This window comes from Franconibacter helveticus LMG 23732 (genome assembly GCF_000463115.2).
GTDB lineage: Bacteria > Pseudomonadota > Gammaproteobacteria > Enterobacterales > Enterobacteriaceae > Franconibacter > Franconibacter helveticus.
Map to the genome: position 1 here is coordinate 214,960 of NZ_AWFX01000045.1, position 26,293 is coordinate 241,252.

Consider the following 26,293-nt stretch of genomic DNA (forward strand, 5'->3'; position numbering starts at 1 on the left):
CTTCTCTTTATTATGGAAGGGGCCGCCGGAGGGAAATCACCAACGCGTTTTTAACAGGTTAGGCTGAATACCGCTGATACGATGGGTATTGCTGAAATCCTGTTTGATGCCCGCTTCAAATTCATCGCGGAAATATTTAATCGCGCTTTGCAGCGGCTCTACGGCGCCTGGCGCATGGGCGCAAAACGTTTTGCCCGGACCCAGGAAGCGGCAAAGCTGCTCAAGGGTTTCGATATCGCCCGGCTGCCCTTCGCCTCGCTCCAGCGCGCGCAAAATTTTCACGCTCCACGGCAGGCCGTCGCGGCACGGCGTACACCAGCCGCAGGATTCGCGTGCGAAGAACTCTTCCAGGTTGCGCACCAGCGAAACCATGTTGATTTCATGATCCACCGCCATCGCCAGCGCCGTTCCCAGACGGCTGCCCGCTTTACCGATGCTGGCAAACTCCATTGGCAGATCAAGGTGCGCGTCGGTGAGGAAGTCTGTTCCCGCGCCGCCCGGCTGCCAGGCTTTGAATTTCAGGCCGTCGCGCATGCCGCCCGCGTAATCTTCCAGAATTTCACGCGCAGTGGTGCCAAATGGCAGCTCCCAGACGCCCGGATTTTTTACGCGCCCGGAGAAGCCCATCAGCTTGGTGCCGTTGTCTTCGCTCTTTGACAGCCCCTGATACCACTCAACGCCGTTAGCGAGAATAGCCGGCACGTTGCACAGCGTTTCTACGTTATTAACGCAGGTCGGCTTGCCCCAAACCCCGCTGGATGCCGGGAACGGCGGTTTAGAACGTGGATTGGCGCGACGCCCTTCCAGAGAGTTGATCAGCGCCGTCTCTTCACCGCAGATGTAACGGCCTGCGCCGGTATGTACAAAAAGTTCGAAGTCGAAGCCGGAACCCAGAATGTTTTTGCCAAGCAGGCCCGCTTGCGTCGCTTCTGCGATAGCACGGCGCAGACGCTCGGCGGCTTCAATGTATTCGCCGCGCAGGAAGATGTAGCCGCGGTAAGCCTTGAGCGCAAACGCAGAGATCAGCATGCCTTCCACCAGCAGGTGCGGCAGTTGCTCCATCAGCAAGCGGTCTTTATAGGTGCCCGGTTCCATCTCATCGGCGTTACACAGCAGGTAACGGATGTTCATGGATTCGTCTTTCGGCATCAGGCTCCACTTCAGACCTGTGGAGAAGCCTGCGCCGCCGCGGCCCTTCAGCCCGGCGTCTTTTACCGCATTGACGATTTCATCCGGCGCCATACCGGTTAACGCTTTGCGTGCGCCCGCGTAACCGTTTTTGCTTTCGTATTCTTCAAGCCAGACCGGCTGTTTATCATCGCGCAGACGCCAGGTCAGCGGATGGGTTTCGGCAGTACGAATAATGGTTTTCATTTGTACTGCTCCAGCAGATCAGGGATGGTTTCCGGCGTCAGATAACTGTGAGTATCCTCATCAATCATCATGGTCGGCCCCTTGTCGCAGTTGCCAAGGCAGCAGGTCGGCAGCAGCGTAAAGCGGCCGTCGAACGTGGTCTGGCCTGGCTTGATCTCCAGGTGCTTTTCAATAGCGGACTGAATACCCTGGTAGCCGGTAATATGGCAGACCACGCTATCGCAGTAGCGAATAACGTGGCGGCCAACGGGCTGGCGGAAAATTTGGCTATAGAACGTCGCCACGCCTTCCACGTCGCTCGCCGGAATGCCCAGAACATCGGCAATGGCGTAAATAGCGCCGTCCGGCACCCATCCACGCTGTTTCTGGACGATTTTTAGCGCTTCAATGGACGCCGCACGCGGGTCTTCATAGTGATGCTTTTCGTGCTCAATCGCCTCACGCTCTGCCGCACTCAGCTCAAAAGCCTCAGCCTGTGGTTGTTGATTCTCGTGCATAGTTAGCGATCCACATCAGACATTACAAAATCGATACTACCCAGATAGACGATAAGGTCGGAGACCAGGCTGCCGCGAATCACAGCAGGGATCTGCTGTAGATGCGGGAAGCTCGGCGTACGCACGCGGGTGCGGTAGCTCATGGTGCTGCCGTCGCTGGTGAGGTAGTAGCTGTTAATCCCTTTTGTCGCCTCGATCATCTGGAAAGATTCGTTGGCTGGCATCACCGGTCCCCAGGAAACCTGTAGGAAGTGGGTGATCAGGGTTTCAATATGTTGCAGCGTGCGCTCTTTCGGCGGCGGCGTCGTCAGCGGGTGATCCGCCTTAAACGGGCCTTCCGGCATGTTATTGAGGCACTGCTCAAGAATGCGCAGGCTCTGGCGCAGCTCTTCTACTTTCAACATAACGCGGGTGTAAGCGTCGCTGACGCCGCCGCCGAGCGGAATTTCAAAGTCGAAGTTTTCGTAGCCAGAGTAAGGACGCGCTTTACGCACGTCGAAATCGATACCGGTAGCGCGCAAGCCAGCGCCGGTTGTCCCCCATTCCAGCGCCTCTTTTGCGCCGTAAGCGGCAACGCCCTGGGCGCGGCCTTTCAGAATGGTGTTGCGCAGCGCGGCTTTCTCATAGGAAGCGAGACGTTTCGGCATCCAGTCGAGGAACTCACGCAGCAGGCGGTCCCAACCGCGAGGCAGATCGTGCGCCACGCCGCCGATGCGGAACCAGGCCGGGTGCATACGGAACCCGGTAATCGCTTCGACCAGATCGTAAATTTTTTGGCGATCGGTAAAGGCGAAGAAGACCGGCGTCATCGCCCCCACGTCCTGAATAAACGTAGAGATATAAAGCAGGTGACTGTTGATGCGGAAAAGCTCGGAGAGCATAACGCGAATCACGTTAACGCGATCCGGCACGACAATGCCCGCCAGCTTTTCAACGGCCAGCACGTAAGGCATTTCGTTAACGCAGCCGCCGAGGTATTCGATGCGGTCAGTGTACGGAATATAGCTGTGCCATGACTGCCGCTCGCCCATCTTTTCCGCGCCGCGATGGTGATAACCGATATCCGGCACGCAGTCGACAATCTCTTCGCCGTCCAGTTGCAGGATAATACGGAACGCACCGTGCGCGGACGGGTGGTTCGGACCGAGGTTGAGGAACATGAAATCCTCATTTTCGGTGCCGCGCTTCATGCCCCAGTCTTCCGGTTTGAAGGTCAACGCTTCCATTTCTAAATCCTGCTTGGCTTTCGTCAGCTCAAACGGATCGAATTCAGTCGCGCGCGCCGGGTAATCTTTACGCAGCGGGTGGCCTTCCCAGGTCGGCGGCATCATGATGCGCGTCAGGTGCGGGTGGCCGTTAAAGGTGATGCCAAACATCTCCCAGGTTTCACGCTCATACCAGTTGGCGTTCGGGAAAAGTTTGGTAAACGTTGGCACGTTCAGATCGTTTTCACTGAGCGCGACTTTCAGCATGATGTCGCGGTTGCGATCGATAGAAAGCAGATGATAGAAAACGGAAAAATCCGCGGCGGGTAACCCTTCGCGGTGGGTGCGCAGACGTTCATCCATGCCATGCAGGTCATAAAGCATGACATAAGGTTTAGGTACGCGTTTTAGAAAATCGCCAACTTCCAGTAATTGTTCGCGCTTAACCCACACCACCGGGACCCCGGTGCGGGTAGCCTGAACAGTAAAGGCATCCGGCCCAAAACGGTTACGCAATTCGCCGATAATCGGGTCATCAAGGTGATCCCGGGTTTGCCAGGCTTGCTGGGCGGCTTCATGCGCGGTTAAATCGGTCATAGTACTCACCATTGCAATGGTTCTGTGGTGACTGACGGGAGTGGCTTCGCGCTGTTATAGAGTGATATGCAAAGAGAAGACCCACCGCCCGCAGGCGCAATTAAATTTCGTCTGGTGTACGCAAGTTGGTGACAGCAATACGCTCGCCGCGTTTACGTTCGCGCTCGGACTGCATATTGGCGCGGTAAACGCCCTGATCGCCAACAACCCACGACAGCGGACGGCGCTCTTTGCCGATTGATTCCTGCAACAGCATCAGCGCCTGCATATAAGCTTCAGGGCGCGGCGGACAGCCAGGAATATAAACGTCAACCGGCAGAAACTTGTCGACGCCCTGCACAACGGAGTAGATGTCGTACATGCCGCCCGAGTTAGCGCAGGCGCCCATGGAAATCACCCATTTCGGCTCAAGCATTTGGTCGTAAAGACGCTGAATGACTGGCGCCATTTTGGTAAACGGCGTACCGGCGATAACCATGAGGTCCGCCTGACGCGGGGAGGCGCGCAACACTTCTGCGCCGAAGCGAGCGACGTCATGCACTGCCGTAAACGATGTCACCATCTCTACGTAGCAGCATGAAAGGCCGAAGTTATAAGGCCAGATTGAGTTTTTGCGACCCCAGTTCACCATGTCGTGCAGGGCGTTCTCAAGTTTCCCCAGATAGACAGTGCGGTGGACCTGCTGCTCCAGGGGATCGGCGACAATCTCCTGTTTTTGCAGGGGGTAACGGTCGTTCTCACCGTTGGGATCGATGCGGGTGAGCGTGTAATCCATCTTATTGCCTCGCTGTTACTGCGTATGACGATTAGTGAGACCGCTCTGTTCGGGGTTGATACGCTCGCGGCGTGAACGCGCGGGCGTCCAGTCCAGCGCGCCGATACGCACCAGATAAACCAGACCAGCCAGTAGCACTAAAATGAAAATTGCGGCTTCGACAAAGCCGACCCATCCGCTTTCGCGAATCGACGTCGACCATGCATAGAGATATAGGGCTTCCACGTCGAAGATGACGAAGAACATAGCCACCAGATAGAACTTTGCGGAAAGACGCAAGCGGGCGGAGCCCACAGAATCGATACCGGATTCAAAAGGCGTGTTTTTATGCCTCGCGCGTGCGCGACCGCCTAAAAACCAGGCGCCTGCCAGCATCAGGCAACACAAACCGATTGCAACAATAAGAAAGATAGCGAATGCCCAGTGATGAGCGATGACTTCAGTGGATGTTGACATACGCATTGCTTAACTCAAAAAGTGGCGCTAAGACCCCTGCTCTTGCTGGCAGATGAACGCCACATCGATTTAAAGGGAGGAACAATAAACCTTACAATTACTACCGTTATAGGCCTTTAGGCAGCAAATTGATGGGGTTTTTTACTCCTTTCTATAACCTTTTGTCAACTTTAACAAAAGAATCCTCACATTAGTTTACATCCACGCAACCCGGTTAACATTTGATGCCGTTTTACAACGAGAGTGATTGCCCGGACACCCTGTTTAGCGGTGTTGAATCGTGTCCGTAAGGTGAGTTAATTAAAAATAACCCTCTTATTCTGGCAGGAAATGGCAACTATTCATCCCCCTTAGCAAGGGTATTTTCTTGATCTGAGACACGCTTTTGTTAATTTCCGGGTAAAAAGAACAACAATGCCGCTCAATTTTTAACAAGAAAGCGGGATCTCAAGGGCGCTATTGTGGAAAATTTAAGCAGATAAAAACGATAAAATAACCGTGAAAAACAGAAGGAATTGGCGCAGCTAAAGCGCATGAAAAGGCGGGTTTTTAGTAAATGTGTGTACAAATACGCCCTTTAATCCATTAAAGGGCGCAGACAGGTTTTTTATGCAGTTTACAAAATGTTACCAGTTTGCCGGGCCGGCTACTCAATATCATCTTCAGTCATGATTGAATCATCGCCGCTTCCTGCGGTAGCGACATAGTTCCATGGGGTATAACTGTTTTCCATCGACTGAAAAATAATCTGGGCGAGATCGTTTTGTCCGTTAGCGTTGCGACACAGCAGATACTGCGTTTCGGGCATCACCGGCAGGCCATCCGAGGTGCCCAGCACACGCAGATCGGGACTCATCATTTCAACCGGCCGCGCGGTGATGCCAAGCCCCGCTTTTACTGCGGCGCGCACAGCGGGCAATGTTGACGCTACGTAGGCAATACGCCACGGAAGCTTGGCCGCATTGAGGCTTTCAAGAATGGCGTCGCGCGAAGCGCTCGGCTCATCAAGCAGCACCAGCGGTACAGGTTCGCCTTTTTGCAAAATATAATCCGCAGCGCAATACCAAAGCGTTGGGGAAGTGCGAAGCACCATACTGTCAAAATGAGTTGGGCAGGCGGTAGTCACGACAAGGTCGACTTCTTGCTGATTGAGCATTTCAACCATAAACGGGTTACGTTTAACGCGTACGTCCAGTGCTAATTTCGGATAAACCGAACTAATACGGTTCAGAAGGTAGGGCAAAATGGTATCGGCGGACTCGTCCGAAGCACCGATGGTCAGTACGCCCTGCAAACTGCTAAACATTAGTGATGTGCATGCTTCATCATTAAAGCGAAGAATTTTTCTCGCATAGCCCAGCAGCTGAATGCCGTGTTCAGTAAGCAGCTTGTTGCGACCATGTCGGGCGAACAGCTCTTTTCCCACCAGCTGTTCAAGGCGTTGCATCTGTTGGCTCACCGCCGATTGCGTTCGGCACACTGCCGCCGCTGCGGCTGCGAAGGTATTTAGATCGGCAACCGCCACAAAGGTCCGGAGCAGATCGAGGTCGAGATTAAGTATCGGACGATTTGCATTTATCATGTTGTTATTCACTGTCAGGTTACGCTATGGCGGCCTTGGTTTAAAAAGCTATGTGTTCAAAAAAAGCAATTCCGTTTGACATGCACATCCGGCCACCGTTGTGTTGCCGTGAAGCGCAATTGACGCTTAATTTTTACAATCATTAAGGCACAAAAATGTTGATAAACTTATCTTTTAACAAATAAATTTATTGCCACACGTTCAAATACTTTGCACATCCATTCAGTTTGTTTAATTAAATTCCTGACGGTATACAAAAGTTTCTGGCAAAACGGCGACATCCAGGCTTTGCCCCGCTTTGCTTTAATGCAAGTGACATAAAGCGAAAACATTAGATCGCCTATATTATTGATAAGAAACAATTAAGTATCAAAGCAGATTGAAAAAACAGACTCATCACTGGGTATTATGCCAGAGTACGTCATCATAAGCCTGATCATACTATCTCATATCGGCAATTTTTTTAATAGCCTGTGTAAATTATCGAAGTATTCTTATTAAGCTGTTTATAAATACATACCTAATTAGGATGTCCTTAAATTTTATATTAAATAAAACTTATTATTCATAATTAATAAAAGCGATAGCCTTAACGGCAATGCCACAATTCAAAGCACTTAAAGGCTGCCCAGGTTCAGTTTGATACAGAGTGAAAATATTCATTTTTTTAGAGCAATCAAGTTTGGATAAGAGAACGGGAAGAGGATATAAGGCATCTTCTCCGCTACTCGTTCAGAAAACATAACCTAAAACTAAAATCCCAGCCTTATATACCTTATTAAAGCTATTTAATAGAATTTTGTTTCATATTTTGTGATCGGGGCCGTTTGTTTTTTAACCCGCCGCGTTTCAAGTTTAGCTTAATTTTGACTATTTCACCCTTCAAAAGCAGGAACGGTAGGAGTACATTGTCGCCACCCGCTTCCACGGCAGGACGCGGGATAACAATGAAGGTCAGATCCATGTCACCCATCGAAAAATCCAGCAAACTTGATAATGTCTGTTACGACATTCGCGGCCCGGTGCTGAAAGAAGCGAAGCGCCTGGAAGAAGAAGGCAATAAAGTTCTTAAGCTCAATATAGGTAACCCCGCCCCGTTTGGCTTCGACGCGCCGGATGAAATCCTCGTCGACGTGATTCGTAACCTGCCAACAGCGCAAGGCTATAGCGATTCAAAAGGTCTTTATTCTGCTCGTAAAGCTATCATGCAGCATTATCAGGCGCGTGGAATGCGTGATGTAACCGTTGAGGATATTTACATCGGCAACGGCGTTTCTGAACTGATTGTGCAGGCGATGCAGGCGTTGCTTAACAGCGGCGATGAGATGCTGGTGCCTGCGCCGGATTACCCGTTATGGACGGCTGCGGTTTCTTTGTCCAGCGGGAAAGCGGTTCACTACCTGTGCGATGAATCCTCCGACTGGTTTCCCGATCTTGACGATATCCGTTCGAAAATTACCCCCCGCACCCGCGGCATTGTCATCATAAATCCGAATAACCCCACCGGTGCGGTTTACTCTAAAGCGCTGCTGATGGAGGTAGTTGAGATCGCACGCCAGCATAATCTCATTATTTTTGCTGACGAAATTTACGACAAAATTCTCTATGACGATGCGGAACATCATTCTATCGCCGCGCTGGCGCCGGATCTGTTAACCGTCACGTTCAACGGCCTGTCAAAAACCTATCGCGTAGCCGGGTTCCGCCAGGGCTGGATGGTGCTGAACGGGCCGAAAAAGCATGCCAAAGGCTATATTGAAGGGCTGGAGATGCTGGCTTCGATGCGCCTGTGCGCCAACGTGCCGGCGCAGCACGCCATTCAGACAGCGCTGGGGGGTTATCAAAGCATCAGCGAATTTATCATTCCCGGCGGTCGTCTTTATGAGCAGCGTAACCGCGCCTGGGAACTGATCAACGACATTCCTGGCGTGAGCTGCGTTAAACCGCGAGGCGCGCTTTATATGTTCCCGAAAATCGACGCAAAGCGCTTTAATATTCATGACGACCAGAAAATGGTGCTCGATTTTCTGTTACAGGAAAAAGTGCTGCTGGTACAGGGCACCGCCTTTAACTGGCCATGGCCCGATCACGTGCGCATTGTTACGCTGCCCCGCATCGACGAACTGGATTTAGCGATTACCAAATTTGGCCGCTTCCTCTCGGATTATCATCAGTAATCATCAGGGGGGAAGATTTGCATCTTCCCCCTCCTCCCTCCACAATGGTTTTGTCGCAGTCACAGACAGAGCCTATATATGAATCAAAGCCATTTCTTCGCGTATCTTTCCCGTCTGAAATTGATTAACCGCTGGCCGCTAATGCGCAACGTGCGAACGGAAAACGTTTCCGAACATAGCCTACAGGTGGCGATGGTGGCGCATGCTCTGGCAGTCATCAAAAATCGTAAGTTTGGCGGTGAACTGAACGCCGAGCGCATCGCGCTGCTGGCGATGTACCACGACGCCAGCGAAGTGCTGACCGGCGATTTGCCCACGCCGGTTAAATACTTCAATACGCAAATCGCGCATGAGTACAAAGCCATTGAGAAAATCGCTCAGCAAAAGCTGGTGGAAATGGTGCCGGAAGAGTTGCGCGATCTTTTCGCCCCGCTGATTGACGAGCACCACTACAGCGATGAAGAAAAAGCGGTAGTGAAACAGGCGGACGCATTATGCGCCTACCTGAAGTGCCTGGAAGAGCTCTCTGCCGGCAATAACGAGTTTTTACTGGCAAAAAGCCGTCTGGAAAAGACCCTTGCCGAACGGCGCAGCGCTGAAATGGATTACTTCATTGATGTCTTTGTGCCGAGTTTTCATCTCTCGCTGGACGAAATAAGCCAGGACTCGCCGCTCTGAAAACGCCCCGCCCTGCCCTGCTCAAAACGGGAACAGGAGCGGGATTAAGACCACGCAAATTATCATCACCATCAGGGTAAAGGGCACGCCGAGCTTGACGAAATCGCCGAACGCATAGCGCCCCGGCCCCAGTACCAGCGTATTGACGGGCGATGAAACGGGCGTCATAAAGGCAGCGGATGCCGCCATCGCCACCGCCATGGCAAACGGATAAGGCGATACGCCCATCGTCTTTGCCGCCGCCAGAGCAACGGGCGCCATAAGCACAGCGGTTGCGGTGTTAGAAATAAACAGCCCCGTTACCGCACATAAAACAAACAGGCATGCCAGCATCGCCTGTGGGCCGTAGCCGCCGCCCAGCTCCATCAGCCCGCTCACCACTAAATCGACGCCGCCGCTTTTTTGCAGCGCCAGCGCGAAAGGCATCATACCGACGATAAGAATGATGCTCGGCCAGTGAATCGCTTTATAAGCGCTTTGCAGATCAATACAGCGGAACTTGCCCATCAGCAGGCAGGCGATAATAGCAGCGACAGGATTGGGAATTTCATCTGTCAGCATCATCGCCACCATCAATGCCAGGCAGAAAATCGCATGCGGCGCCTGGCTATGCGCGGGGGAAGCCTCGCTCTCCTCCGCTGGTAAATTGAGCACCAGAAAATCATGCCCTCTCTCCCCCAGCTTGCTGATAAGCTTCCAGTTACCTACGACCAGCAGAATATCGCCAAGCATCAGCGGTTCATCGACAATAATGCCTTTCAGCGCCTCGCCGTCGCGGCGCAGCCCTACCACATTCAGGCCGTAACGGGTGCGAAAACCGATATCACGCACGCTTTTGCCGATGATTTCCGACTCCGGGATCAGCGAAACTTCCGCCATACCGACATCCAGCGCCTGGTCAGAAAAGTACTCACCGCGCAGCACCATCGGCTCCAGTTGCAGCTCGCTGCAAAACTGGCGTAAGTCCACTTCCGGGTCAGACATATCGATAAGCAGCACATCGCGGGCGCGAAACTCCGTAGTCCCCGACACATTGACGATTACCCGGCGAAAGCGCCGCCAGCGCTCAAGGCCAATCACGTTCGCGCCGTAGCGCTCGCGCAGTTTCAAATCGTCAAGACGGCGGCCTGCCAGAGGCGAACCCGGGCGGATCGCGAGGCGGCGGGCGCGGCCGGTAAGGTGATAATCCTTAATCAAATCGCGAAAAGTGCGGCGTTTCCAGCTTGCCGGTTCCGTGCTGCCGCTGACCTTGAGTAAAAAGCGAAACAGCAGCATATAAACAATGCCGCAAAGCAGAATAACCAGCCCCAGCGGCGTAACATCAAAAAATGCAAAACCTTTGAACCCTTCGCGCAGTAATTCGCTATTCACCACCATATTGGGCGGCGTGGCCACAAGCGTCATCATGCCGCTGATAAGCCCGGCGAAACTGAGCGGCATCATTAAACGCGAAGGAGAGATTTTCATACGCGAACAGACGCTCAGCACGACCGGAATAAAGATAGCCACTACGCCAGTGGAACTCATAAAAGCGCCCAGCCCTGCCACCGTGAGCATCAGCAGGATCAGCATTTTCGTCTCGCTGCTTCCCGCCACGCTCATCAGCCACGAGCCCATTTTGGTCGCCACCCCTGTGCGCACCAGCCCGTCGCCAATAATAAACAGCGCGGCGATAAGAATGACGTTAGGATCGCTAAAACCTGCAAAGGCTTCGTTAAGCGTCAGGGTGCCGCTTAAAACAAACGCGATGATGACCAGCAGCGCCACAGCGTCCATACGTACTTTACCGGTAGCGAAAAGCACCACCGCTATGGCCAGCAGACTGAGTACCCAGATCAGTTCACCGTTCACAACCTGTCCTTGTTTTGCGCCCCGGATCGCACCGGGAAAGTGAGAGTGGAAAAGAAAAGCGGCGAGAAAGCGTTTTCTCGCCGTAATAGCAGGGTCACTATAACCGGATCGCAGAGCAGCGATCCGGGGTTACATCATAAATGGGCTTTTTTACTGACGGTAACCGTACCGTCCGGCATTTTTTCAATCGACAGTTCATCAAGGCGAGCGATAACCAGCGCGGCTTCGTTCAGACGCGGCGTGGTTTCAGGGGCGTTCACCGCAATCACCGGCGAACCGGCAGCGAGGCCGGAGTGAATACCTGCCGGAGCGTCTTCCACTACCGCGCACTCTTCGGGCGCCAGACCAAGCAGTTGCGCGCCAAGCAAATACGCATCCGGCTCTGGCTTCCCGCGCTTAACGCGCTCCGCCGTCACAAACACCTCAGGCAGCGGCAGGCCGCTTGCCTTGCGGCGGGCAGAAGCGACAGGCATAGAGCCTGAGGTGACGATAGCCCAGGGGATCTGCGCCTCGTTCAGTTGCGAAAGCAATGCCTGAGCGCCAGGCAGCGCCACGATGCCTTCGGTATCAGAGGCTTCTATGTGCTCCAGCCGGGTAAATTCTGCGGCAATCTCCTCCTCGCTTCTTCCCGGCATAAAATGACGTAGCGAGGTAATGGCCTGCTTGCCGTGAATGAAACCTAACACTTCCTCATGGCTGATACCGAAACGATCGGCCCAACTGCACCAGGCGCGTTCGACAGTCGCCAGTGAATCCACCAGCGTGCCGTCGAGGTCGAACAAAAATCCTTTACACTTCACATCCAGCTCCTGTCAGGCGTTGGTAATTTGCATAATCTCGTTGGCGCTCAGGTGATACTGTCGCGGGCAGGATTGCCAGACTTTAAGCATGCGCTGGTATTTTTCCCACATAGGAGTCTGCGCGTTGAAGCCGTGCGTGCCGGCATCAAAATGGGTATAGCGGCCTTCGGTGTTCACCATGAAACGCACATAGCCGAGATAACGCGCTTCCGTGGCTGCGTCAAAGCCAAGAAACGTTACGCGGCGCTCGTCAATGGTCTGGTTATCTTTCAGATTTTCGCGGGAAACACGGAGCGCATGGTACATCTCCATGATATCGATGACGGTGCGGCAGGTCTCTTCGGGAAGCTGGCCGAAATCGCGATCCAGCTCGCGCATCTGTAGGCCATAACCGCGCTCAATAATCGTTTGCAGGCGGCGATAACGCTCGGCGTTGTCCGGGTCGAGCATCGTCATCATTTTATACTGGTTCGAGAGAATCAGACGTTGGGCGTTGGTCATTTCCATTCTTGACTCCTGAGCGCGCAACGCGCGCATAAAAGGCCTGAGAGCACATAAAAAGTGTGCCTTCCTTTATATGCGCAACCCGGGGTCAATTACAAATCATCAAGGAAAGTTTTGTCGAGCTGCTTAAAGGCCCGCTTGAGCGTATCGGCCAGCGCCTGATAATCAGGCTTGCCTTCCACCGGCGCCATCACCTGACCCGCCTCTTGCAGCTTGCCGCGCACCTCATAAAACCATTGCAATACCGAAGGCGGCAGCGGCGTAACGGAGCGTTTACCCAGCCACCACAGCCCCTGCATCGGCAGGCTTAATGCAAAAAGCGCGGTAGCGACGGCAGGCCCAAGCTGGCCGCCCAGGGCGATTTGCCAGCAGAGAGTAAAAACGGCAACCGGCGGCATAAAGCGAATAGCGTGGCGGGTTGCACGGATAACGCGGTTTTCGACAAAGACGGGAGCGAGGCGCTTTTCAAGAGGCCACGTCTTCGCATAGTGCTGCCCACGACGGAACAGACTAAAAAAACTCACCGGGCGATTTTCGGGTGTGGACATGGCGTCACCTCAACTTCAAGTATAAAAAATAAAATAATCGTGCAAGATAACAACTGTACATGACATCGTTCAAAATATTTTGTCAATCTCTGCCGCGATCGAGTATCCTGTTTGCGCCTGTGATGGCGTAGACCGCAAGCCGGACGCTGTCAAACACATTCATAAAACGCCGTTGCCGGAAAAATGCGCAAAATGGCGTAAACTCATGAGTATTTCTTGTCATGGCAGAATTTTCGCCTGGCATGACGTTAATCATAAATGTCGGCGTCATCTTGCGCTACGCTCAGAGACTCACTGACGTTTTTTTAGCCACGTATCAATAATAGGTACTTCCATGTCGAGTAAGTTAGTACTGGTTCTCAACTGCGGTAGCTCCTCACTGAAATTCGCCATCATCGATGCGCTCAACGGTGACGAGTACCTCTCCGGTCTGGCCGAGTGTTTCCATCTTCCTGAAGCCCGTATCAAATGGAAAATGGACGGTGGAAAACAGGAAGCTGCGCTGGGCGCCGGCGCCGCACACAGCGAAGCGCTGAACTTCATCGTTAATACTATTCTGGCACAAAAACCTGAACTCTCCGCACAGCTGACCGCAATTGGTCATCGTATCGTACATGGCGGCGAGAAGTACACCAGCTCCGTGGTGATTGACGACTCTGTTATTCAGGGCATTAAAGACGCTGCCTCTTTTGCTCCGCTGCATAACCCGGCTCACCTTATCGGCATCGCTGAAGCGCTGAAATCTTTCCCGAACCTGGCGAAGAAAAACGTGGCCGTATTCGACACCGCGTTCCACCAGACCATGCCGGAAGAATCCTACCTCTACGCTCTGCCGTACAAACTGTACAAAGAGCACGGCATCCGCCGCTACGGCGCGCACGGCACCAGCCACTTCTACGTGACTCAGGAAGCAGCAAAAATGCTGAACAAGCCGGTGGAAGAGCTGAATATTATCACCTGCCACCTGGGCAACGGCGGTTCAGTTTCCGCTATCCGTAACGGCAAATGCGTCGACACTTCTATGGGTCTGACCCCGCTGGAAGGTCTGGTGATGGGCACCCGCTCCGGCGACATCGACCCGGCTATCGTGTTCCACCTGCATGACGCGCTGGGCATGAGCGTTGATCAGATCAACAAGCTGCTGACCAAAGAGTCCGGCCTGCTGGGTCTGACCGAAGTGACCAGCGACTGCCGCTACGTTGAAGATAACTACGAAGCCAAAGAAGACGCGAAACGTGCGATGGACGTGTACTGCCACCGCCTGGCGAAATACATCGGCTCCTACACCGCGCTGATGGAAGGTCGTCTGGACGCCGTGGTCTTCACTGGCGGCATCGGTGAAAACGCCGCGATGGTGCGTGAACTGTCTCTGGGCAAACTGGGCGTGCTCGGCTTTGAAGTCGATCATGAACGCAACCTGGCTGCCCGCTTCGGCAAGTCTGGCTTTATCAATAAAGAAGGCACCACCCTCGCCGTGGTCATCCCGACCAACGAAGAACTGGTTATCGCTCAGGACGCCAGCCGTCTGACCGCCTGATACCCCACCGCCAGCCTGTGCTGGCGGTGTTGTTTTGTGTCGCGCCGGAGGAGTCTGGCCGCAACGAACGAAAGAGGATAAACCGTGTCCCGTACTATCATGCTTATTCCTACCGGAACCAGCGTCGGCCTGACCAGCGTCAGCCTCGGCGTTATCCGCGCTATGGAACGTAAAGGCGTCCGTCTGAGCGTCTTCAAGCCTATCGCCCAGCCGCGTACCGGCGGCGACAAGCTCGATCAGACCACCGCCATCGTGCGCGCTAACAGCAATCTGCCGGCCGCAGAGCCGCTGCGCATGAGCCACGTCGAATCGCTGCTTTCCAGCAACCAGAAAGACGTGCTGATGGAAGAGATCATCGCTCGCTTCCACGAGAACACCAAAGACGCGGAAGTGGTGCTGGTGGAAGGCCTGGTGCCGACCCGTAAGCATCAGTTCGCCCAGTCGCTGAACTACGAGATCGCCAAAACCCTGAACGCGGAAATCGTCTTCGTGATGTCTCAGGGCACCGATAACCCGGAGCAGCTGAAAGAGCGTATCGAGCTGACCCGCAGCAGCTTCGGCGGCGCAAAAAACGGCAACATCACCGGCGTTATTGTTAACAAACTGAACGCGCCGGTGGATGAGCAGGGCCGCACGCGTCCGGATCTCTCTGAGATTTTTGACGACTCTACCAAAGCCAAAGTCGTCAGCATCGATGCGCAGCATCTGCAAACGGTCAGCCCGCTGCCGGTACTGGGCGCGGTGCCGTGGAGCTTTGATCTGATAGCCACCCGCGCTATCGACATGGCTCGTCACCTGAATGCGACGATTGTTAACGAAGGCGATATCAAAACCCGCCGCGTGAAATCCGTGACTTTCTGCGCGCGCAGCATTCCGCATATGCTGGAGCACTTCCGTCCTGGCTCGCTGCTGGTGACCTCCGCAGACCGTCCGGATGTGCTGGTTGCCGCCTGTCTCGCCGCGATGAACGGCGTAGAAATCGGCGCCATCCTGCTGACCGGCGGCTATGAAATGGATGCCCGCATCAGCAAGCTGTGCGAACGCGCTTTCGCTACCGGCCTGCCGGTGTTTATGGTCAACACCAACACCTGGCAGACCTCGCTCAGCCTGCAAAGCTTCAACCTTGAAGTGCCAGCGGATGACCACGAGCGCATCGAGAAAGTTCAGGAATATGTAGCAAGCCACATCAACACCGAGTGGATTGACTCCCTGTCCGCCACTTCCGAGCGCAGCCGCCGCCTCTCGCCGCCGGCGTTCCGCTACCAGTTGACCGAACTTGCGCGCAAAGCGGGCAAACGCGTTGTGCTGCCGGAAGGCGACGAGCCGCGTACCGTGAAAGCGGCCGCTATCTGCGCCGAGCGCGGTATTGCGACCTGCGTGCTGCTGGGCAACCCGGATGAAATTAGCCGCGTAGCGGCCGCGCAGGGCGTGGAGCTCGGCGCTGGCATCGAAATCGTCGACCCGGAAGTGGTGCGTGAAAGCTACGTCGCCCGTCTGGTTGAGCTGCGTAAGAATAAAGGCATGACCGAAGCGGTCGCCCGCGAACAGCTGGAAGACAATGTCGTGCTTGGCACGCTGATGCTGGAGCAGGACGAAGTCGACGGCCTGGTATCCGGCGCGGTTCACACCACCGCCAACACCATCCGTCCGCCGCTGCAAATCATCAAAACCGCGCCGAACAGCTCACTGGTCTCCTCTGTGTTCTTCATGCTGCTGCCGGAACAGGTTTACGTATACGGCGACTGCGCTATCAACCCGGATCCGACCGCTGAACAGCTGGCGGAAATCGCTATTCAGTCCGCTGATTCTGCCGCCGCTTTCGGCATCGAGCCGCGCGTGGCGATGCTCTCCTACTCCACCGGTAACTCCGGCGCGGGCAGCGACGTTGAGAAAGTGCGCGAAGCGACCAAACTGGCGCAGGAAAAACGTCCGGACCTGATGATCGACGGCCCGTTGCAGTACGATGCGGCCGTTATGGCTGACGTAGCGAAGTCTAAAGCGCCGAACTCGCCGGTCGCAGGCCGCGCTACCGTGTTCATCTTCCCGGATCTGAACACCGGCAACACCACTTACAAAGCCGTACAGCGTTCTGCGGACCTGATCTCCATCGGGCCGATGCTGCAAGGTATGCGTAAGCCGGTGAACGACCTGTCCCGCGGCGCGCTGGTTGACGATATTGTCTACACCATCGCCCTGACCGCGATCCAGGCTTCCCAGCAGTAATCTGCTGCGGCAACGAAAAAGGCAGCCAGATGGCTGCCTTTTTTATTATTTGCTGAAGGCGTAGCGGTTACGCTTCTTCCGCTTTGCTGGATTCCGCATTAGCGTTGCGGCTGAGCCACAGCGCCAGCGCTTTTAACGTGTCCGGCGTAAATTCATCGCAACGGGCGGTTATCTCTTCCGGCGACATCCAGCACACCTCGCTGATTTCGCTCTCCTGAAGCGCGAACGGGCCATGCGTCACACAGCTGAAAAGCCCGCCCCAGACGCGACAGTTTTCATCTTCAAAATAGAATTGTCCGTGTTCGGCGAAAGGCACTCCGGCGATGCCCAGCTCCTCTTCCGCCTCGCGGCGCGCGCTTTCCAGCATCGCTTCATCCGCCTGAACCACGCCGCCTGCGGTGGCGTCGAGCATGCCAGGCAGGAAATCTTTGGTTTCTGTACGGCGCTGCACAAGGATTTTGCCCATCCCGTCGTGCACCACAATGTACGTTGCGCGGTGACGCAGCCTCTCGGCGCGCATTTGTTCGCGACTCGACTGCGCAATCACCTCATTGTCTTCGCTGACAATATCCACCCATTCCGTGCCTGCCAAATGACTCTGCTCCACCATCGGGAAACCTTCTCGCTAAGCGCTCTTACGGCGCGTTTATGATTAATAGCTCAACTTACGGGTTAATTGAAATCTGCGCAATAACCGCAGAATTATCCAGCGCATTTATGCTCAAAACGTCATCTTCCAGCATGCCATAACTCGCCGCAAAGCCCCCTTTGGGGATGCTGACGGAGCCGGGATTAAAGAAGAAAATATCGTTACGGCGCTCCGCTACCGGAATATGCGTGTGTCCTGAGACAAACACGTCGCCTGCGCTCAGCGGCGGCAGGTTATCCGGGTGATAAAGATGACCATGGGTCAGAAACAAACGCCGCCCGGCCAGCAGCACCTGCTGCCAGGGCGCCGTGATGGGAAACTGCAACAGCATCTGGTCCACCTCGCTGTCGCAATTGCCGCGCACGCAGAGAATTTTATCCGCCAGCCTGTTAAGCCGCTCGGCCACTTCCGCAGGCGCGTATCCCGGTGGCAGGGCATTGCGCGGACCGTGGTAAAGCAAATCGCCAAGCAGGACAAGCCAGCGCGCCTTGCTCTGTTCAAAGCGTTCAAGCAGGCGCTCGGTAGCCGGTAGCGAACCATGAATATCCGATGCAATCATCAGTTTCATAACTCACCTTTATCAGTCTGAATTCGGTTGGCGAATGATAGCCGATCCCGGCGGGCTTATCAGCCTGGATGCTTCGCAGAGAGTGCGATAAAACGCTGGACGGAAGCCCGCTGCCACTGAAATGCCGCATAATCCGCCAGACGTTCCGGCACCGTATCGCCATGAAGCGCCAGACGGTTCAGCATCAGCGCTAAATCGGTATCGGCTATCGACCATTCGCCGAACAGGTTCTGCTGCCCTTCCACCAACAGCGACTGCGCCAGCGCAAAGAGTTTTTCCGCCGCCTGGTTGCCCGCCTCGCTCAGGGGCGCCTTTTTCTCGCCAGCAAATACCACTTCCGTAGGCCGCTCTTCACGTATCGGCATTAAATCGCTGCGCAGCCATGCCTGTACCTGGCGCGCCCGGGCGCGTTTTTCGCGCTCGTGGGGATAAAGTCGGCCCCAGGCCGGCGGCGCGAAGCGCTCTTCCAGATATTCGGTAATAGCGGAAGACTCGCTGAGAAAAAAGTCATCCACCTGTAACAGCGGCACCCGGCGCGTTGAATCAAACCCTTGCCAGCCGGGTTTAAGGTGCTCGCCACTTCCCAGGTTGATCGTTTTCAGTTGAAAGTCGAGACCTTTTTCCTGTAGCGCCACGTAAACGGACATCACATAGGGGCTAAAGTAGTTGGCATCGGACCAGAGTGTAATAGCAGCTGTCGTCATAATTCCTCGCAGGCTTCAGGGGCAAACTTCAAAAATATACCGGATAAAGGCAGGCTGTCACCTGCCAGAAACCCTGGTGTCACCCGCGCATACGGGCTTTGCGCCTATACTTGCCGGAAGAGGAGTTTTTATTACGTTCTGACGGGAGTTGTTATGATCGACCTGTACTACGCACCCACTCCAAACGGCCATAAAGTGACGCTGTTTCTGGAGGAGGCTGAACTCGATTATCGCCTGCACCGCGTTGAGATCGGCAAAGGAGAGCAGTTTAAACCCGAGTTTCTCGCCATTTCCCCCAATAATAAAATTCCGGCTATCGTTGACCACGATCCTGCTGACGGCGGCGGTCCGCTGAGCCTGTTTGAGTCGGGCGCCATTCTGCTCTATTTAGCGGAGAAAACCGGCAAGCTGTTAAGCCCTGTCCTGCGCGAACGCCAGGCGACGCTGCAATGGCTTTTCTGGCAGGTGAGCGGCTTTGGCCCCATGCTCGGCCAGAACCACCACTTCAATCATTTCGCCCCGCAGCCGGTGCCTTACGCTATTGAGCGTTATCAGGTGGAAACGCAGCGTCTGTACGGCGTGCTTAATAAGCGGCTGGAGAAAACCCCCTGGCTTGGCGGCGACGGCTTCAGCATCGCCGATATCGCGACCTACCCGTGGGTGGTTTCGCACGAGCGCCAGCGCATCGATCTGAACATGTATCCGGCGGTTTATAACTGGTTTACCCGCATCCAGAACCGCCCGGCCACGGAGCGGGCCTGGAAACGCGCCGAAACGGTGTAATGACTGCGCGCCCGACGTGGGCGCGCTGCGCTTCCTCCTGTATGATAGGCGGCACTTTGCCCCACGGAGGAAACCCGGCATGACACAGCAGCCAGACGCCATCATTCGTATTAAAAACCTGCGCCTGCGCACTTTTATCGGCATTAAAGAAGAAGAGATAGCGAACCGGCAGGATATCGTCATTAACGTCGCTATTCATTATCCGGCCGATAAAGCGCGCGCCAGCGAAGACATTAACGATGCGCTGAACTACCGCACCATCACCAAGCAGATCATTCAGCATGTTGAAAGCAACCGCTTCTCTCTGCTGGAAAAATTAACCCAGGATGTGCTCAATATCGCGCGCGATCACGCATGGGTCACCTATGCTGAAGTGGAGATAGATAAACTTCACGCGCTGCGTTACGCCGATTCCGTCTCTATGACCATGAGCTGGCGACGCTAAGCGCAACCTGGGGGTTGCATGAATATCCTGATAACTGGCGGCACCGGCCTGATTGGCCGTCACCTTGTGCCGCGCCTGCTGGAGCTTGGCCACCACGTTACCGTCGTGACTCGCGATCTCAACAAAGCCCGCTCCACCTTTGACGCGCGCGTCAATCTGTGGAAAGGGCTTACCGATCGTGAAAACCTCGACGAATTTGACGCCGTCATCAACCTTGCGGGCGAGCCAATTGCCGACAAGCGCTGGACGGAGGCGCAAAAGCAGCGGCTATGCCAGAGCCGCTGGCAGACCACCCAGCGGCTGGTGGAGATGTTCCACGCGGGCGAAAACCCGCCGGAGGTGCTGATTTCCGGCTCCGCCACCGGTTATTACGGCGATTTAGGCGAAGTGGTGGTGAACGAAGATGAGCCGCCGCATAACGAGTTTACCCACAAGCTTTGCGCACGCTGGGAACAAATCGCCTGCGGCGCGCAGAGCGATAAAACCCGCGTTTGCCTGCTGCGCACCGGCGCGGTGCTGGCGCCGAAAGGCGGCATGCTTGGCAAACTGGTGCCGCTGTTTCGCGCGGGGCTTGGCGGCCCGATAGGCACAGGCCGTCAGTACCTCGCCTGGATCCATATCGACGACATGGTTAACGCCATTCTCTGGCTGCTGAATAACGACCTGCGCGGGCCGTTTAATATGGTCTCTCCCTACCCGGTCCGCAACGAGCAGTTCGCGCATGCGCTCGGCCATGTGATGCACCGCCCTGCCTTCATGCGCGCCCCGGCAAGCGCCGTGCGCCTGATAATGGGCGAGTCCGCCGTACTGGTGCTGGGCGGCCAGCGGGCGCTGCCGAAACGGCTTGAAGAATCGGGTTTCGGCTTTCGCTGGTTTGACCTGGAAGAAGCGCTGCATGATGTGGTGCGCTGAGAAACGCTTCGCGGCGCACTCTTATGACGCTGAAAAAACTACGCTGTAAGCTGATAAAACAGGTAGCGGCAAGCATCCCATCGGCATTTCTTCACATCGTTAGTATTCAGTGCATAAAAAGAAGCCAGCCTGCGCAGACTTACCCGCGCAGGCTGGCTTAAAACGCAGCGAGCATCAGAACGCTATCGCGACATTGAGCTGGCCTGAAACGCCATCGCTGTGGGTATTGGCCGTCAGATAATCCACGCGCGCGCCGAGGGTGACGTTTCTCAGCACAGCATTAAGCTGCACGCCCGCCTTGTAGAGATCCTTACTGCCGTAAGCAGAAGTCTGGTTAACGCCCAGCCCGTAGAGCGTCGCGTGGCTGGCGGCAGATTCATCATTCAGCAAGCGTTCATAACCCAGGGCGATGCCAGGCTTCAGCGTCCAGTTTCCCGCCTGCTGCGGCAATATGCCGATGCCTAAATCCGCCGTCAGGCTGGTCTGAGTTTCGTTTACGCCATCCACGTTGAGCGCCACTTCGCTGCCCTCTTCCTGAAAACCATCGATATTCAAATGGGTGACCTGCACGCCAATAGCCGGGTCAAGCGTCAGCGTCGAGGCGGTTGCACGCCAGCCCAACGACGCCCGCCCGCTGTAAAACTGTCCGCTGGTGTCGCCCGAAGCGGCGCCCAGCCCGCCGCCCAGCTGGCGGTCGCTTTCATAATCGATGTAGCCTGCGCTGCCTTGCAGGCCCACCCACGGGCCGCTCTCCAGCGATGAAAACCCGTACCGGGCGCCCAGCCCTATCACAGGCGTATGGGTTTTCACTTTGCCGCCTGCCGCCGAGATGCGGCCATCGCTGTAGCCGATGCTGCCGTTCGCCGTGCTGCGCTCGTTAAAGCGATGCGTTACGCCAACCATCGCGCCCCACGTGTGTTCGCTACCCGAACTGGCCTGGTCGCTGCCATCGGTGCCGAGATAACCGGAAAGCCCCTGGAGCCAGACCTGCGATTCTTCCGCCTGCATGCCGCTGCCAGAGATAAGCGGCGCCAGCGAGTCATACAAACGAGAGGGCTGGCGCAGCAGGTAGCTACTGGCGTCGGCGAAAACCTGCCCGCCAATCTGTTTTTCCACTCCGCCCAGCGAGCCTTGATCGATAGCGCTTTGCAGATAGTAGTTATAAGCGGTGTAGCGGCCCGACAGAGGCGAGTCCTGCAACGCGTTAATCAGCGACGCGCCGCGGGCGGCATTGCCGCTCAGTCCGGCTTCGCCAGGCAGAGTGACGTAACGCACCATTTTGCCGCGCAGTACGTAAATGGTGGCCTGATCCAACCCCAGTCCCGCTTTAAGGTAGTTGTCCATCGACCCGTAGCTGGCGATGACCTGATCCAGACCTGCCTGCAACCAGCTGGCGCGAACGCCCATCAGCGCGCCGTACGTCTCACGCATCGATTCAGGAAGCGCAGCCAGCGTCGCATCCAGACGCGCCGCGGTGTAATCGTTGGTGGCCAGGTAGTTGGCCATAATGTCTTCGTCGCTGACGCCTGCGATAGTCTGCAACACGGCGCTGATCCAGCCGGTGCGATCCTTTCCTGCGGTGCAGTGGAACAGGGCAGCGTCATCGGCGGCGGCCAGCTCGCGGAAAACTTCGCTCAGCCCCTGGCGGGCGTAATCGCTGGTGACAAAGCTGCGCTCGCCCTCTTCCATCATGGCGTCAACATCGCTGACGTTCATTTTGCTGAGATCGATAACGAACGCGCCGTTATTGCCAATCAAATCCACCGCCACGTAGCGGCTGCCAGCCGGAAGCGTATCCGCCTGGGCGGCAATCTCTGCCGGAGAGCGTACATCCACGACGGTCGTGACCCTGAGGTTTTCAAGCGTCGTTAAATCGCTGCCGACGGGTGTCAACGCGTTAGAGCGGTAAAAGACGCCGGAGCGCATTACGCCATTATGGGTGGTGGTATAGGCGGTGGTAAGACCCGCCACGTCGCGGAAATTATCAATGCCGGTAAGACGTGGGGTATTCAGTGTTTCTGCTGACTCAGCGGAAAAACAGGACAGCATGACGAGCGCTGCCAGAGGACGCAGGGACGCTTTCAAAACCTAACTCCTTGTCTGAAGGGTAAACAGGCGCGGAGTATAGGGAGGGAGTATGAATCATTTGTGACGAACTCATACTTTTTATGGTGAAATAAACTAATGATTACATAGACTTAAAGTTATGTAAGCGTGCGTTAACTTCGTTGTTAACCTGCATAAAGCGGGCAGGCGCGGCGGTGAGCATGGCTGCCGGACAACCCGGCAGCACAGGATTACTTGAGCGAACCTTTTAAAAACTGCTGTAAACGCAGGCTTTTAGGATTGCCGAAAAGCGCATCCGGCGCGCCCTCTTCTTCAATTTTGCCCTGATGCAGGAAGATTACGTGGCTTGAGACGTGACGGGCGAACTCCATTTCGTGAGTCACCACCACCATCGTTTTCCCCTCTTCAGCGAGCTGCTGCATGATGCGCAGCACTTCGCCTACCAGTTCCGGGTCAAGCGCCGAAGTGGGTTCATCAAACAGCAGCACTTCCGGCTCCATCGCCAGCGCGCGGGCGATGGAAACGCGTTGCTGCTGGCCGCCGGAGAGATGCACCGGGTATTTGCCCTGGGCGCGCTCGTCGATGCCCACTTTCGCCAGATATTTCAGCGCGCGCTCCCGGGCCTCATGCTTGCTTAAGCCCAGCACCTGGATCGGCGCTTCCATTACATTCTCCAGCACCGTCATATGGCTCCAGAGGTTGAAATGCTGAAACACCATGGTCAGGCGAGTACGCAGCAGTCTCAGCTGGTTTTTGTCGGCCACCTTAAGCTGGCCGTCTTTGTCGCGCACCAGAGTGATGTTCTGGTTATTGACGACGATGGTCCCTTCGCTCGGTTTTTCGAGGAAGTTAATACAGCGCAGGAACGTGCTCTTTCCCGAGCCGGAAGAGCCGATAATGCTAATCACATCCCCGGCGTTCGCTTTCAGCGAGACCCCTTTTAGCACTTCATGTTCGCCGTAGCGTTTGTGCAGATCGGTAACGTTTAATTTATTCTCAGGCATGCGTGACCACTCAGTGCGACGAGGAAACGGGTTTAACGTGTCCCAGCCAGCGCTTTTCCGCCTTGCGGAAGAGGCTAATCAGAACATAAGAAATTAGCAGATAGAGCACCGCGGCGATGCCGAAGGCCGTGAACGGCTGATAGGTAGCCGAGTTAATGTCGCGGGCTATCTTCAGCAGATCCGGCACCGTAGCGGTAAAAGCCAGCGCCGTGGAGTGCAGCATCAGGATCACTTCATTGCTGTAAGCCGGCAGCGCAATACGCAGCGCCGAAGGCAAAATAATGCAGCGGTACATCTTCACGCGCGAAAAACCATAAGCGCGCGCCGCCTCAATTTCGCCGTGCGGCACGGAACGAATAGCGCCGGCGAAAATCTCGGTGGTATAAGCGCAGGTATTAAGCGTCAACGCCAGTACGGTGCAGTTCAGCCCGCTGCGAAAAAAGGCATTGAGCAGCTCCGTGCCTTTCACCACTTCAAGCGTATACATGCCGGAATAGAACACCAGCAGCTGCACATAAAGCGGCGTGCCGCGAAAGATATAGGTAAAGAGCCAGATGGGGAACTGAATAAACTTATTGCTGGAGACGCGGCCAATCGCCAGAAACAGCGCCAGAATGCCGCCCATCACGACAGAGGCTATCAACAACCAGAGCGTAATGGCGACGCCGGTAAAACGATAACCGTCGGTCCACAGCAGGGATTTCCAGTATTCCTGAATAATCTCAATCACAGGTCTGCCCTCTTCACGCCCACGCTGTAGCGGCGCTCAAGCAGCAGCAGCACGCCGTTCGATACAGTAGTAAACACCAGATAGATAACTCCGCAGACGATGGCGAAGTAGAAAGGCTGCCAGGTGCTTTTACCGGCAAGCTGAGTCGCTTTCACCACATCTTCCAGGCCCAGCAGGGAAACCAGCGCGGTGGCTTTTAAAATCACCTGCCAGTTGTTGCCGATGCCCGGCAGCGCATAGCGCATCATCGCCGGAAACAGAATGCGTCGGAAGGTTTGCGAGCCGGTAAAGCCAAACGCCGTGGCCGCCTCGATATGCCCTTTCGGCACGGCCATATAGGCGCCGCGGAACGTTTCCGTAAAGTAAGCGCCGTAAATAAAGCCCAGCGTGATGATGCCCGCGACCATCGGGTCGATATCAAACTGGCTCATCCCTAATGCGTCGGTGAGGGTATTAAGCGCAATTTGCAGACCATAAAAAATCAGCAGCATCAGCACCAGGTCCGGCACGCCGCGAATAAGAGTGGTATAGCCTTCAAACACCAGCGCCAGCGGACGGTTGCGGGAAAGCTTAGCGCCCGCGCCGGCGAGGCCGATGATAACGGAGAGGATGACGGAGCTTATCGCCAGTTCAAGCGTGACGATAGCCCCCTGTAAAATCACTTCTGAAAACCCGTACAACATGCTGCCTGTCCTGTCGTCAGTGCGGTTTGTGCGGGTAACGCGTTTCGCCTTGCCGCCGACGTTAAGAGAAAGGCCCGCAAGCCTCCCCCTGTAAACGTGCTGCTACAGGCGAACGTTAGTCACCGTATACGTTGAAATCGAAATACTGCTTCGCCAGCTTGTCGTAGGTGCCGTCGGCGCGCATATCAGCGAACGCTTTATTCAGCGCCTCGCGCAGCTCGTTATCTTCTTTCCGCAGCCCCATGCCGGTGCCTACGCCGAACAGCTTCTCGTCTTTGATGGACGGGCCGCCGAACTGGTAGTTTTTGCCGATGGATTGCTTGAGGAAGCCTTCGCTGGCCGCCACTTCATCCTGGAAGGCGGCGTCAATACGGCCTGCCGTCAGGTCGGCGTAGATATTGTCCTGGCCCTGATAAGAGACAATTTCCACCCCTTTCGGCGCCCAGTGCACGTTGCCGTAGGTTTCCTGCGTGGTGCCCTGCAATACGCCCACGCGCTTGCCTTTCAGCGCTTCAAGCGTCGGCTGAACAGATGAGCCTTTGGCGACCACCAGACGGGAGTCGGCGGCGTAAAGCTTATCGGTAAACGCTATCTCCTGCTGACGCTTTTCGGTAATGGAGAGAGAGGACATGATGGCGTCGATTTTCTTCGCTTTCAGCGAAGGGATGAGCGCATCAAGCGGGTTCTCCACAAAGGTGCATTGCGTCTGAATGCGTTTGCACAGCTCTTTAGCCAGATCGATATCAAAACCCACCAGTTCACCCTGCGCGTTTTTGGATTCAAAAGGCGCGTAGGTCGGGTCGGTACCAATACGTAATTTTTGGGGAATAGCGGCGAAGGCCATGGAAACGCTGGAAAAAGCCAGCACCAGAGAAAGCGATAACAGCCGTTTTTTCATGATTATCCTCAGTAAACGCGCAATGGACACTTTTTATAACCTAAAA

25 protein-coding genes are annotated in these 26,293 nt (G+C 55.2%); 7 read left to right on the plus strand and 18 right to left on the minus strand.

Annotation, left to right across the window (positions count from 1 at the left end):
- Positions 1-36: 36 nt before the first annotated feature.
- The 6 genes from nuoF to lrhA form a co-directional block, all read right to left on the minus strand.
- Positions 37-1,374, minus strand: a complete 1,338-nt coding sequence (gene nuoF, locus DW56_RS13410) for an NADH-quinone oxidoreductase subunit NuoF (protein ID WP_024552775.1) — start codon at positions 1,372-1,374, stop codon at positions 37-39.
- Positions 1,371-1,871 (minus strand): NADH-quinone oxidoreductase subunit NuoE, encoded by a 501-nt coding sequence (nuoE, locus tag DW56_RS13415; protein WP_024552774.1) that lies wholly within the window; start codon positions 1,869-1,871, stop codon positions 1,371-1,373. The genes nuoF and nuoE overlap by 4 nt, the downstream gene beginning before the upstream one ends.
- 2 nt (positions 1,872-1,873) lie before the next feature.
- The gene (gene nuoC, locus DW56_RS13420) at positions 1,874-3,685 is read right to left on the minus strand and encodes an NADH-quinone oxidoreductase subunit C/D (RefSeq protein ID WP_024552773.1); all 1,812 of its coding nucleotides are present in this window, start codon (positions 3,683-3,685) and stop codon (positions 1,874-1,876) included.
- A gap of 88 nt (positions 3,686-3,773) precedes the next feature.
- Positions 3,774-4,448, minus strand: coding sequence for a NuoB/complex I 20 kDa subunit family protein (locus DW56_RS13425; protein ID WP_024552772.1), 675 nt, complete (start codon positions 4,446-4,448; stop codon positions 3,774-3,776).
- Between the two features lie 15 nt (positions 4,449-4,463).
- Positions 4,464-4,910, minus strand: coding sequence for an NADH-quinone oxidoreductase subunit NuoA (gene nuoA, locus DW56_RS13430; RefSeq protein ID WP_024552771.1), 447 nt, complete (start codon positions 4,908-4,910; stop codon positions 4,464-4,466).
- A gap of 640 nt (positions 4,911-5,550) precedes the next feature.
- Positions 5,551-6,486: a transcriptional regulator LrhA gene (gene lrhA, locus DW56_RS13435; protein ID WP_024552770.1), complete on the minus strand. Its 936-nt coding sequence runs from the start codon at positions 6,484-6,486 to the stop codon at positions 5,551-5,553.
- Between the two features lie 962 nt (positions 6,487-7,448).
- On the opposite strand from lrhA, the gene alaA reads away from it, so the two are divergent.
- The gene (gene alaA / locus DW56_RS13445; protein ID WP_024552768.1) at positions 7,449-8,663 is read left to right on the plus strand and encodes an alanine transaminase AlaA; all 1,215 of its coding nucleotides are present in this window, start codon (positions 7,449-7,451) and stop codon (positions 8,661-8,663) included.
- Between the two features lie 78 nt (positions 8,664-8,741).
- Positions 8,742-9,341 (plus strand): 5'-deoxynucleotidase, encoded by a 600-nt coding sequence (gene yfbR, locus DW56_RS13450; RefSeq protein WP_024552767.1) that lies wholly within the window; start codon positions 8,742-8,744, stop codon positions 9,339-9,341.
- A 21-nt stretch (positions 9,342-9,362) separates the two neighbouring features.
- Here yfbR and DW56_RS13455 read toward each other — a convergent pair whose 3' ends face one another.
- The 4 genes from DW56_RS13455 to yfbV all read right to left on the minus strand — a co-directional run bounded on the left by DW56_RS13455 (position 9,363) and on the right by yfbV (position 13,044).
- A complete protein-coding gene (locus tag DW56_RS13455) occupies positions 9,363-11,192 on the minus strand; it encodes an SLC13 family permease (protein WP_029589850.1) in 1,830 nt (609 codons plus the stop codon).
- A gap of 134 nt (positions 11,193-11,326) precedes the next feature.
- Positions 11,327-11,992, minus strand: coding sequence for a sugar phosphatase (locus tag DW56_RS13460; protein WP_024552765.1), 666 nt, complete (start codon positions 11,990-11,992; stop codon positions 11,327-11,329).
- 12 nt (positions 11,993-12,004) lie between these two features.
- Entirely contained in the window at positions 12,005-12,499 is a 495-nt protein-coding gene (locus tag DW56_RS13465; protein ID WP_024552764.1) for a YfbU family protein, read from the minus strand.
- An 89-nt stretch (positions 12,500-12,588) separates the two neighbouring features.
- On the minus strand, positions 12,589-13,044 hold the full coding sequence (gene yfbV, locus DW56_RS13470) for a terminus macrodomain insulation protein YfbV (RefSeq protein ID WP_024552763.1): 456 nt from the start codon (positions 13,042-13,044) through the stop codon (positions 12,589-12,591).
- Positions 13,045-13,378: 334 nt separating this feature from the next.
- On the opposite strand from yfbV, the gene ackA reads away from it, so the two are divergent.
- Both ackA and pta read left to right on the plus strand, forming a co-directional pair.
- A complete protein-coding gene (gene ackA, locus DW56_RS13475; protein WP_024552762.1) occupies positions 13,379-14,581 on the plus strand; it encodes an acetate kinase in 1,203 nt (400 codons plus the stop codon).
- Between the two features lie 84 nt (positions 14,582-14,665).
- Positions 14,666-16,804, plus strand: a complete 2,139-nt coding sequence (pta, locus tag DW56_RS13480) for a phosphate acetyltransferase (RefSeq protein ID WP_024562213.1) — start codon at positions 14,666-14,668, stop codon at positions 16,802-16,804.
- Positions 16,805-16,871: 67 nt separating this feature from the next.
- Here the strand turns inward: pta and yfcD are convergent, their stop codons facing one another.
- The 3 genes from yfcD to yfcF are packed head-to-tail and all read right to left on the minus strand — an operon-like array spanning position 16,872 to position 18,725.
- Positions 16,872-17,414 (minus strand): NUDIX hydrolase YfcD, encoded by a 543-nt coding sequence (gene yfcD / locus DW56_RS13485; protein ID WP_024554968.1) that lies wholly within the window; start codon positions 17,412-17,414, stop codon positions 16,872-16,874.
- Positions 17,415-17,469: 55 nt separating this feature from the next.
- Positions 17,470-18,021, minus strand: a complete 552-nt coding sequence (gene yfcE / locus DW56_RS13490) for a phosphodiesterase (RefSeq protein ID WP_024554967.1) — start codon at positions 18,019-18,021, stop codon at positions 17,470-17,472.
- A gap of 59 nt (positions 18,022-18,080) precedes the next feature.
- The gene (yfcF, locus tag DW56_RS13495) at positions 18,081-18,725 is read right to left on the minus strand and encodes a glutathione transferase (protein WP_024554966.1); all 645 of its coding nucleotides are present in this window, start codon (positions 18,723-18,725) and stop codon (positions 18,081-18,083) included.
- A gap of 153 nt (positions 18,726-18,878) precedes the next feature.
- Between yfcF and yfcG the strand changes: the two genes are divergently transcribed.
- The 3 genes from yfcG (at position 18,879) to DW56_RS13510 (ending at position 20,865) form a co-directional block, all read left to right on the plus strand.
- Entirely contained in the window at positions 18,879-19,508 is a 630-nt protein-coding gene (gene yfcG, locus DW56_RS13500; RefSeq protein WP_024554965.1) for a GSH-dependent disulfide bond oxidoreductase, read from the plus strand.
- Between the two features lie 79 nt (positions 19,509-19,587).
- Positions 19,588-19,953: a dihydroneopterin triphosphate 2'-epimerase gene (gene folX / locus DW56_RS13505; protein WP_024554964.1), complete on the plus strand. Its 366-nt coding sequence runs from the start codon at positions 19,588-19,590 to the stop codon at positions 19,951-19,953.
- Positions 19,954-19,971: 18 nt separating this feature from the next.
- Complete coding sequence (locus DW56_RS13510) at positions 19,972-20,865, plus strand: TIGR01777 family oxidoreductase (RefSeq protein WP_024554963.1); 894 nt, start codon at positions 19,972-19,974, stop codon at positions 20,863-20,865.
- Positions 20,866-21,039: 174 nt separating this feature from the next.
- On the opposite strand, the gene DW56_RS13515 is transcribed toward DW56_RS13510, so the two are convergent.
- The 5 genes from DW56_RS13515 to hisJ form a co-directional block, all read right to left on the minus strand.
- Positions 21,040-22,950 (minus strand): tyrosine-protein phosphatase, encoded by a 1,911-nt coding sequence (locus DW56_RS13515; RefSeq protein WP_024554962.1) that lies wholly within the window; start codon positions 22,948-22,950, stop codon positions 21,040-21,042.
- A gap of 212 nt (positions 22,951-23,162) precedes the next feature.
- On the minus strand, positions 23,163-23,936 hold the full coding sequence (gene hisP / locus DW56_RS13520; RefSeq protein ID WP_024561951.1) for a histidine ABC transporter ATP-binding protein HisP: 774 nt from the start codon (positions 23,934-23,936) through the stop codon (positions 23,163-23,165).
- 10 nt (positions 23,937-23,946) lie between these two features.
- On the minus strand, positions 23,947-24,666 hold the full coding sequence (gene hisM / locus DW56_RS13525) for a histidine ABC transporter permease HisM (RefSeq protein ID WP_024552518.1): 720 nt from the start codon (positions 24,664-24,666) through the stop codon (positions 23,947-23,949).
- Positions 24,663-25,349 (minus strand): histidine ABC transporter permease HisQ, encoded by a 687-nt coding sequence (locus DW56_RS13530; RefSeq protein WP_024552517.1) that lies wholly within the window; start codon positions 25,347-25,349, stop codon positions 24,663-24,665. The genes hisM and DW56_RS13530 overlap by 4 nt, the downstream gene beginning before the upstream one ends.
- A 115-nt stretch (positions 25,350-25,464) precedes the next feature.
- Complete coding sequence (gene hisJ / locus DW56_RS13535) at positions 25,465-26,247, minus strand: histidine ABC transporter substrate-binding protein HisJ (protein WP_024552516.1); 783 nt, start codon at positions 26,245-26,247, stop codon at positions 25,465-25,467.
- Positions 26,248-26,293 lie beyond the last annotated feature (46 nt).

Coding starts and splice junctions, on each gene's coding strand:
- nuoF (WP_024552775.1), bottom strand. CDS start 1,374: ATGAAAACCATTATTCGTACTGCCGAAACCCATCCGCTGACCTGGCGT.
- nuoE (WP_024552774.1), bottom strand. CDS start 1,871: ATGCACGAGAATCAACAACCACAGGCTGAGGCTTTTGAGCTGAGTGCG.
- nuoC (WP_024552773.1), bottom strand. CDS start 3,685: ATGGTGAGTACTATGACCGATTTAACCGCGCATGAAGCCGCCCAGCAA.
- DW56_RS13425 (WP_024552772.1), bottom strand. CDS start 4,448: ATGGATTACACGCTCACCCGCATCGATCCCAACGGTGAGAACGACCGT.
- nuoA (WP_024552771.1), bottom strand. CDS start 4,910: ATGCGTATGTCAACATCCACTGAAGTCATCGCTCATCACTGGGCATTC.
- lrhA (WP_024552770.1), bottom strand. CDS start 6,486: ATGATAAATGCAAATCGTCCGATACTTAATCTCGACCTCGATCTGCTC.
- alaA (WP_024552768.1), top strand. CDS start 7,449: ATGTCACCCATCGAAAAATCCAGCAAACTTGATAATGTCTGTTACGAC.
- yfbR (WP_024552767.1), top strand. CDS start 8,742: ATGAATCAAAGCCATTTCTTCGCGTATCTTTCCCGTCTGAAATTGATT.
- DW56_RS13465 (WP_024552764.1), bottom strand. CDS start 12,499: ATGGAAATGACCAACGCCCAACGTCTGATTCTCTCGAACCAGTATAAA.
- yfbV (WP_024552763.1), bottom strand. CDS start 13,044: ATGTCCACACCCGAAAATCGCCCGGTGAGTTTTTTTAGTCTGTTCCGT.
- ackA (WP_024552762.1), top strand. CDS start 13,379: ATGTCGAGTAAGTTAGTACTGGTTCTCAACTGCGGTAGCTCCTCACTG.
- yfcD (WP_024554968.1), bottom strand. CDS start 17,414: ATGGTGGAGCAGAGTCATTTGGCAGGCACGGAATGGGTGGATATTGTC.
- yfcE (WP_024554967.1), bottom strand. CDS start 18,021: ATGAAACTGATGATTGCATCGGATATTCATGGTTCGCTACCGGCTACC.
- yfcF (WP_024554966.1), bottom strand. CDS start 18,725: ATGACGACAGCTGCTATTACACTCTGGTCCGATGCCAACTACTTTAGC.
- yfcG (WP_024554965.1), top strand. CDS start 18,879: ATGATCGACCTGTACTACGCACCCACTCCAAACGGCCATAAAGTGACG.
- folX (WP_024554964.1), top strand. CDS start 19,588: ATGACACAGCAGCCAGACGCCATCATTCGTATTAAAAACCTGCGCCTG.
- DW56_RS13510 (WP_024554963.1), top strand. CDS start 19,972: ATGAATATCCTGATAACTGGCGGCACCGGCCTGATTGGCCGTCACCTT.
- hisP (WP_024561951.1), bottom strand. CDS start 23,936: ATGCCTGAGAATAAATTAAACGTTACCGATCTGCACAAACGCTACGGC.
- DW56_RS13530 (WP_024552517.1), bottom strand. CDS start 25,349: ATGTTGTACGGGTTTTCAGAAGTGATTTTACAGGGGGCTATCGTCACG.
- hisJ (WP_024552516.1), bottom strand. CDS start 26,247: ATGAAAAAACGGCTGTTATCGCTTTCTCTGGTGCTGGCTTTTTCCAGC.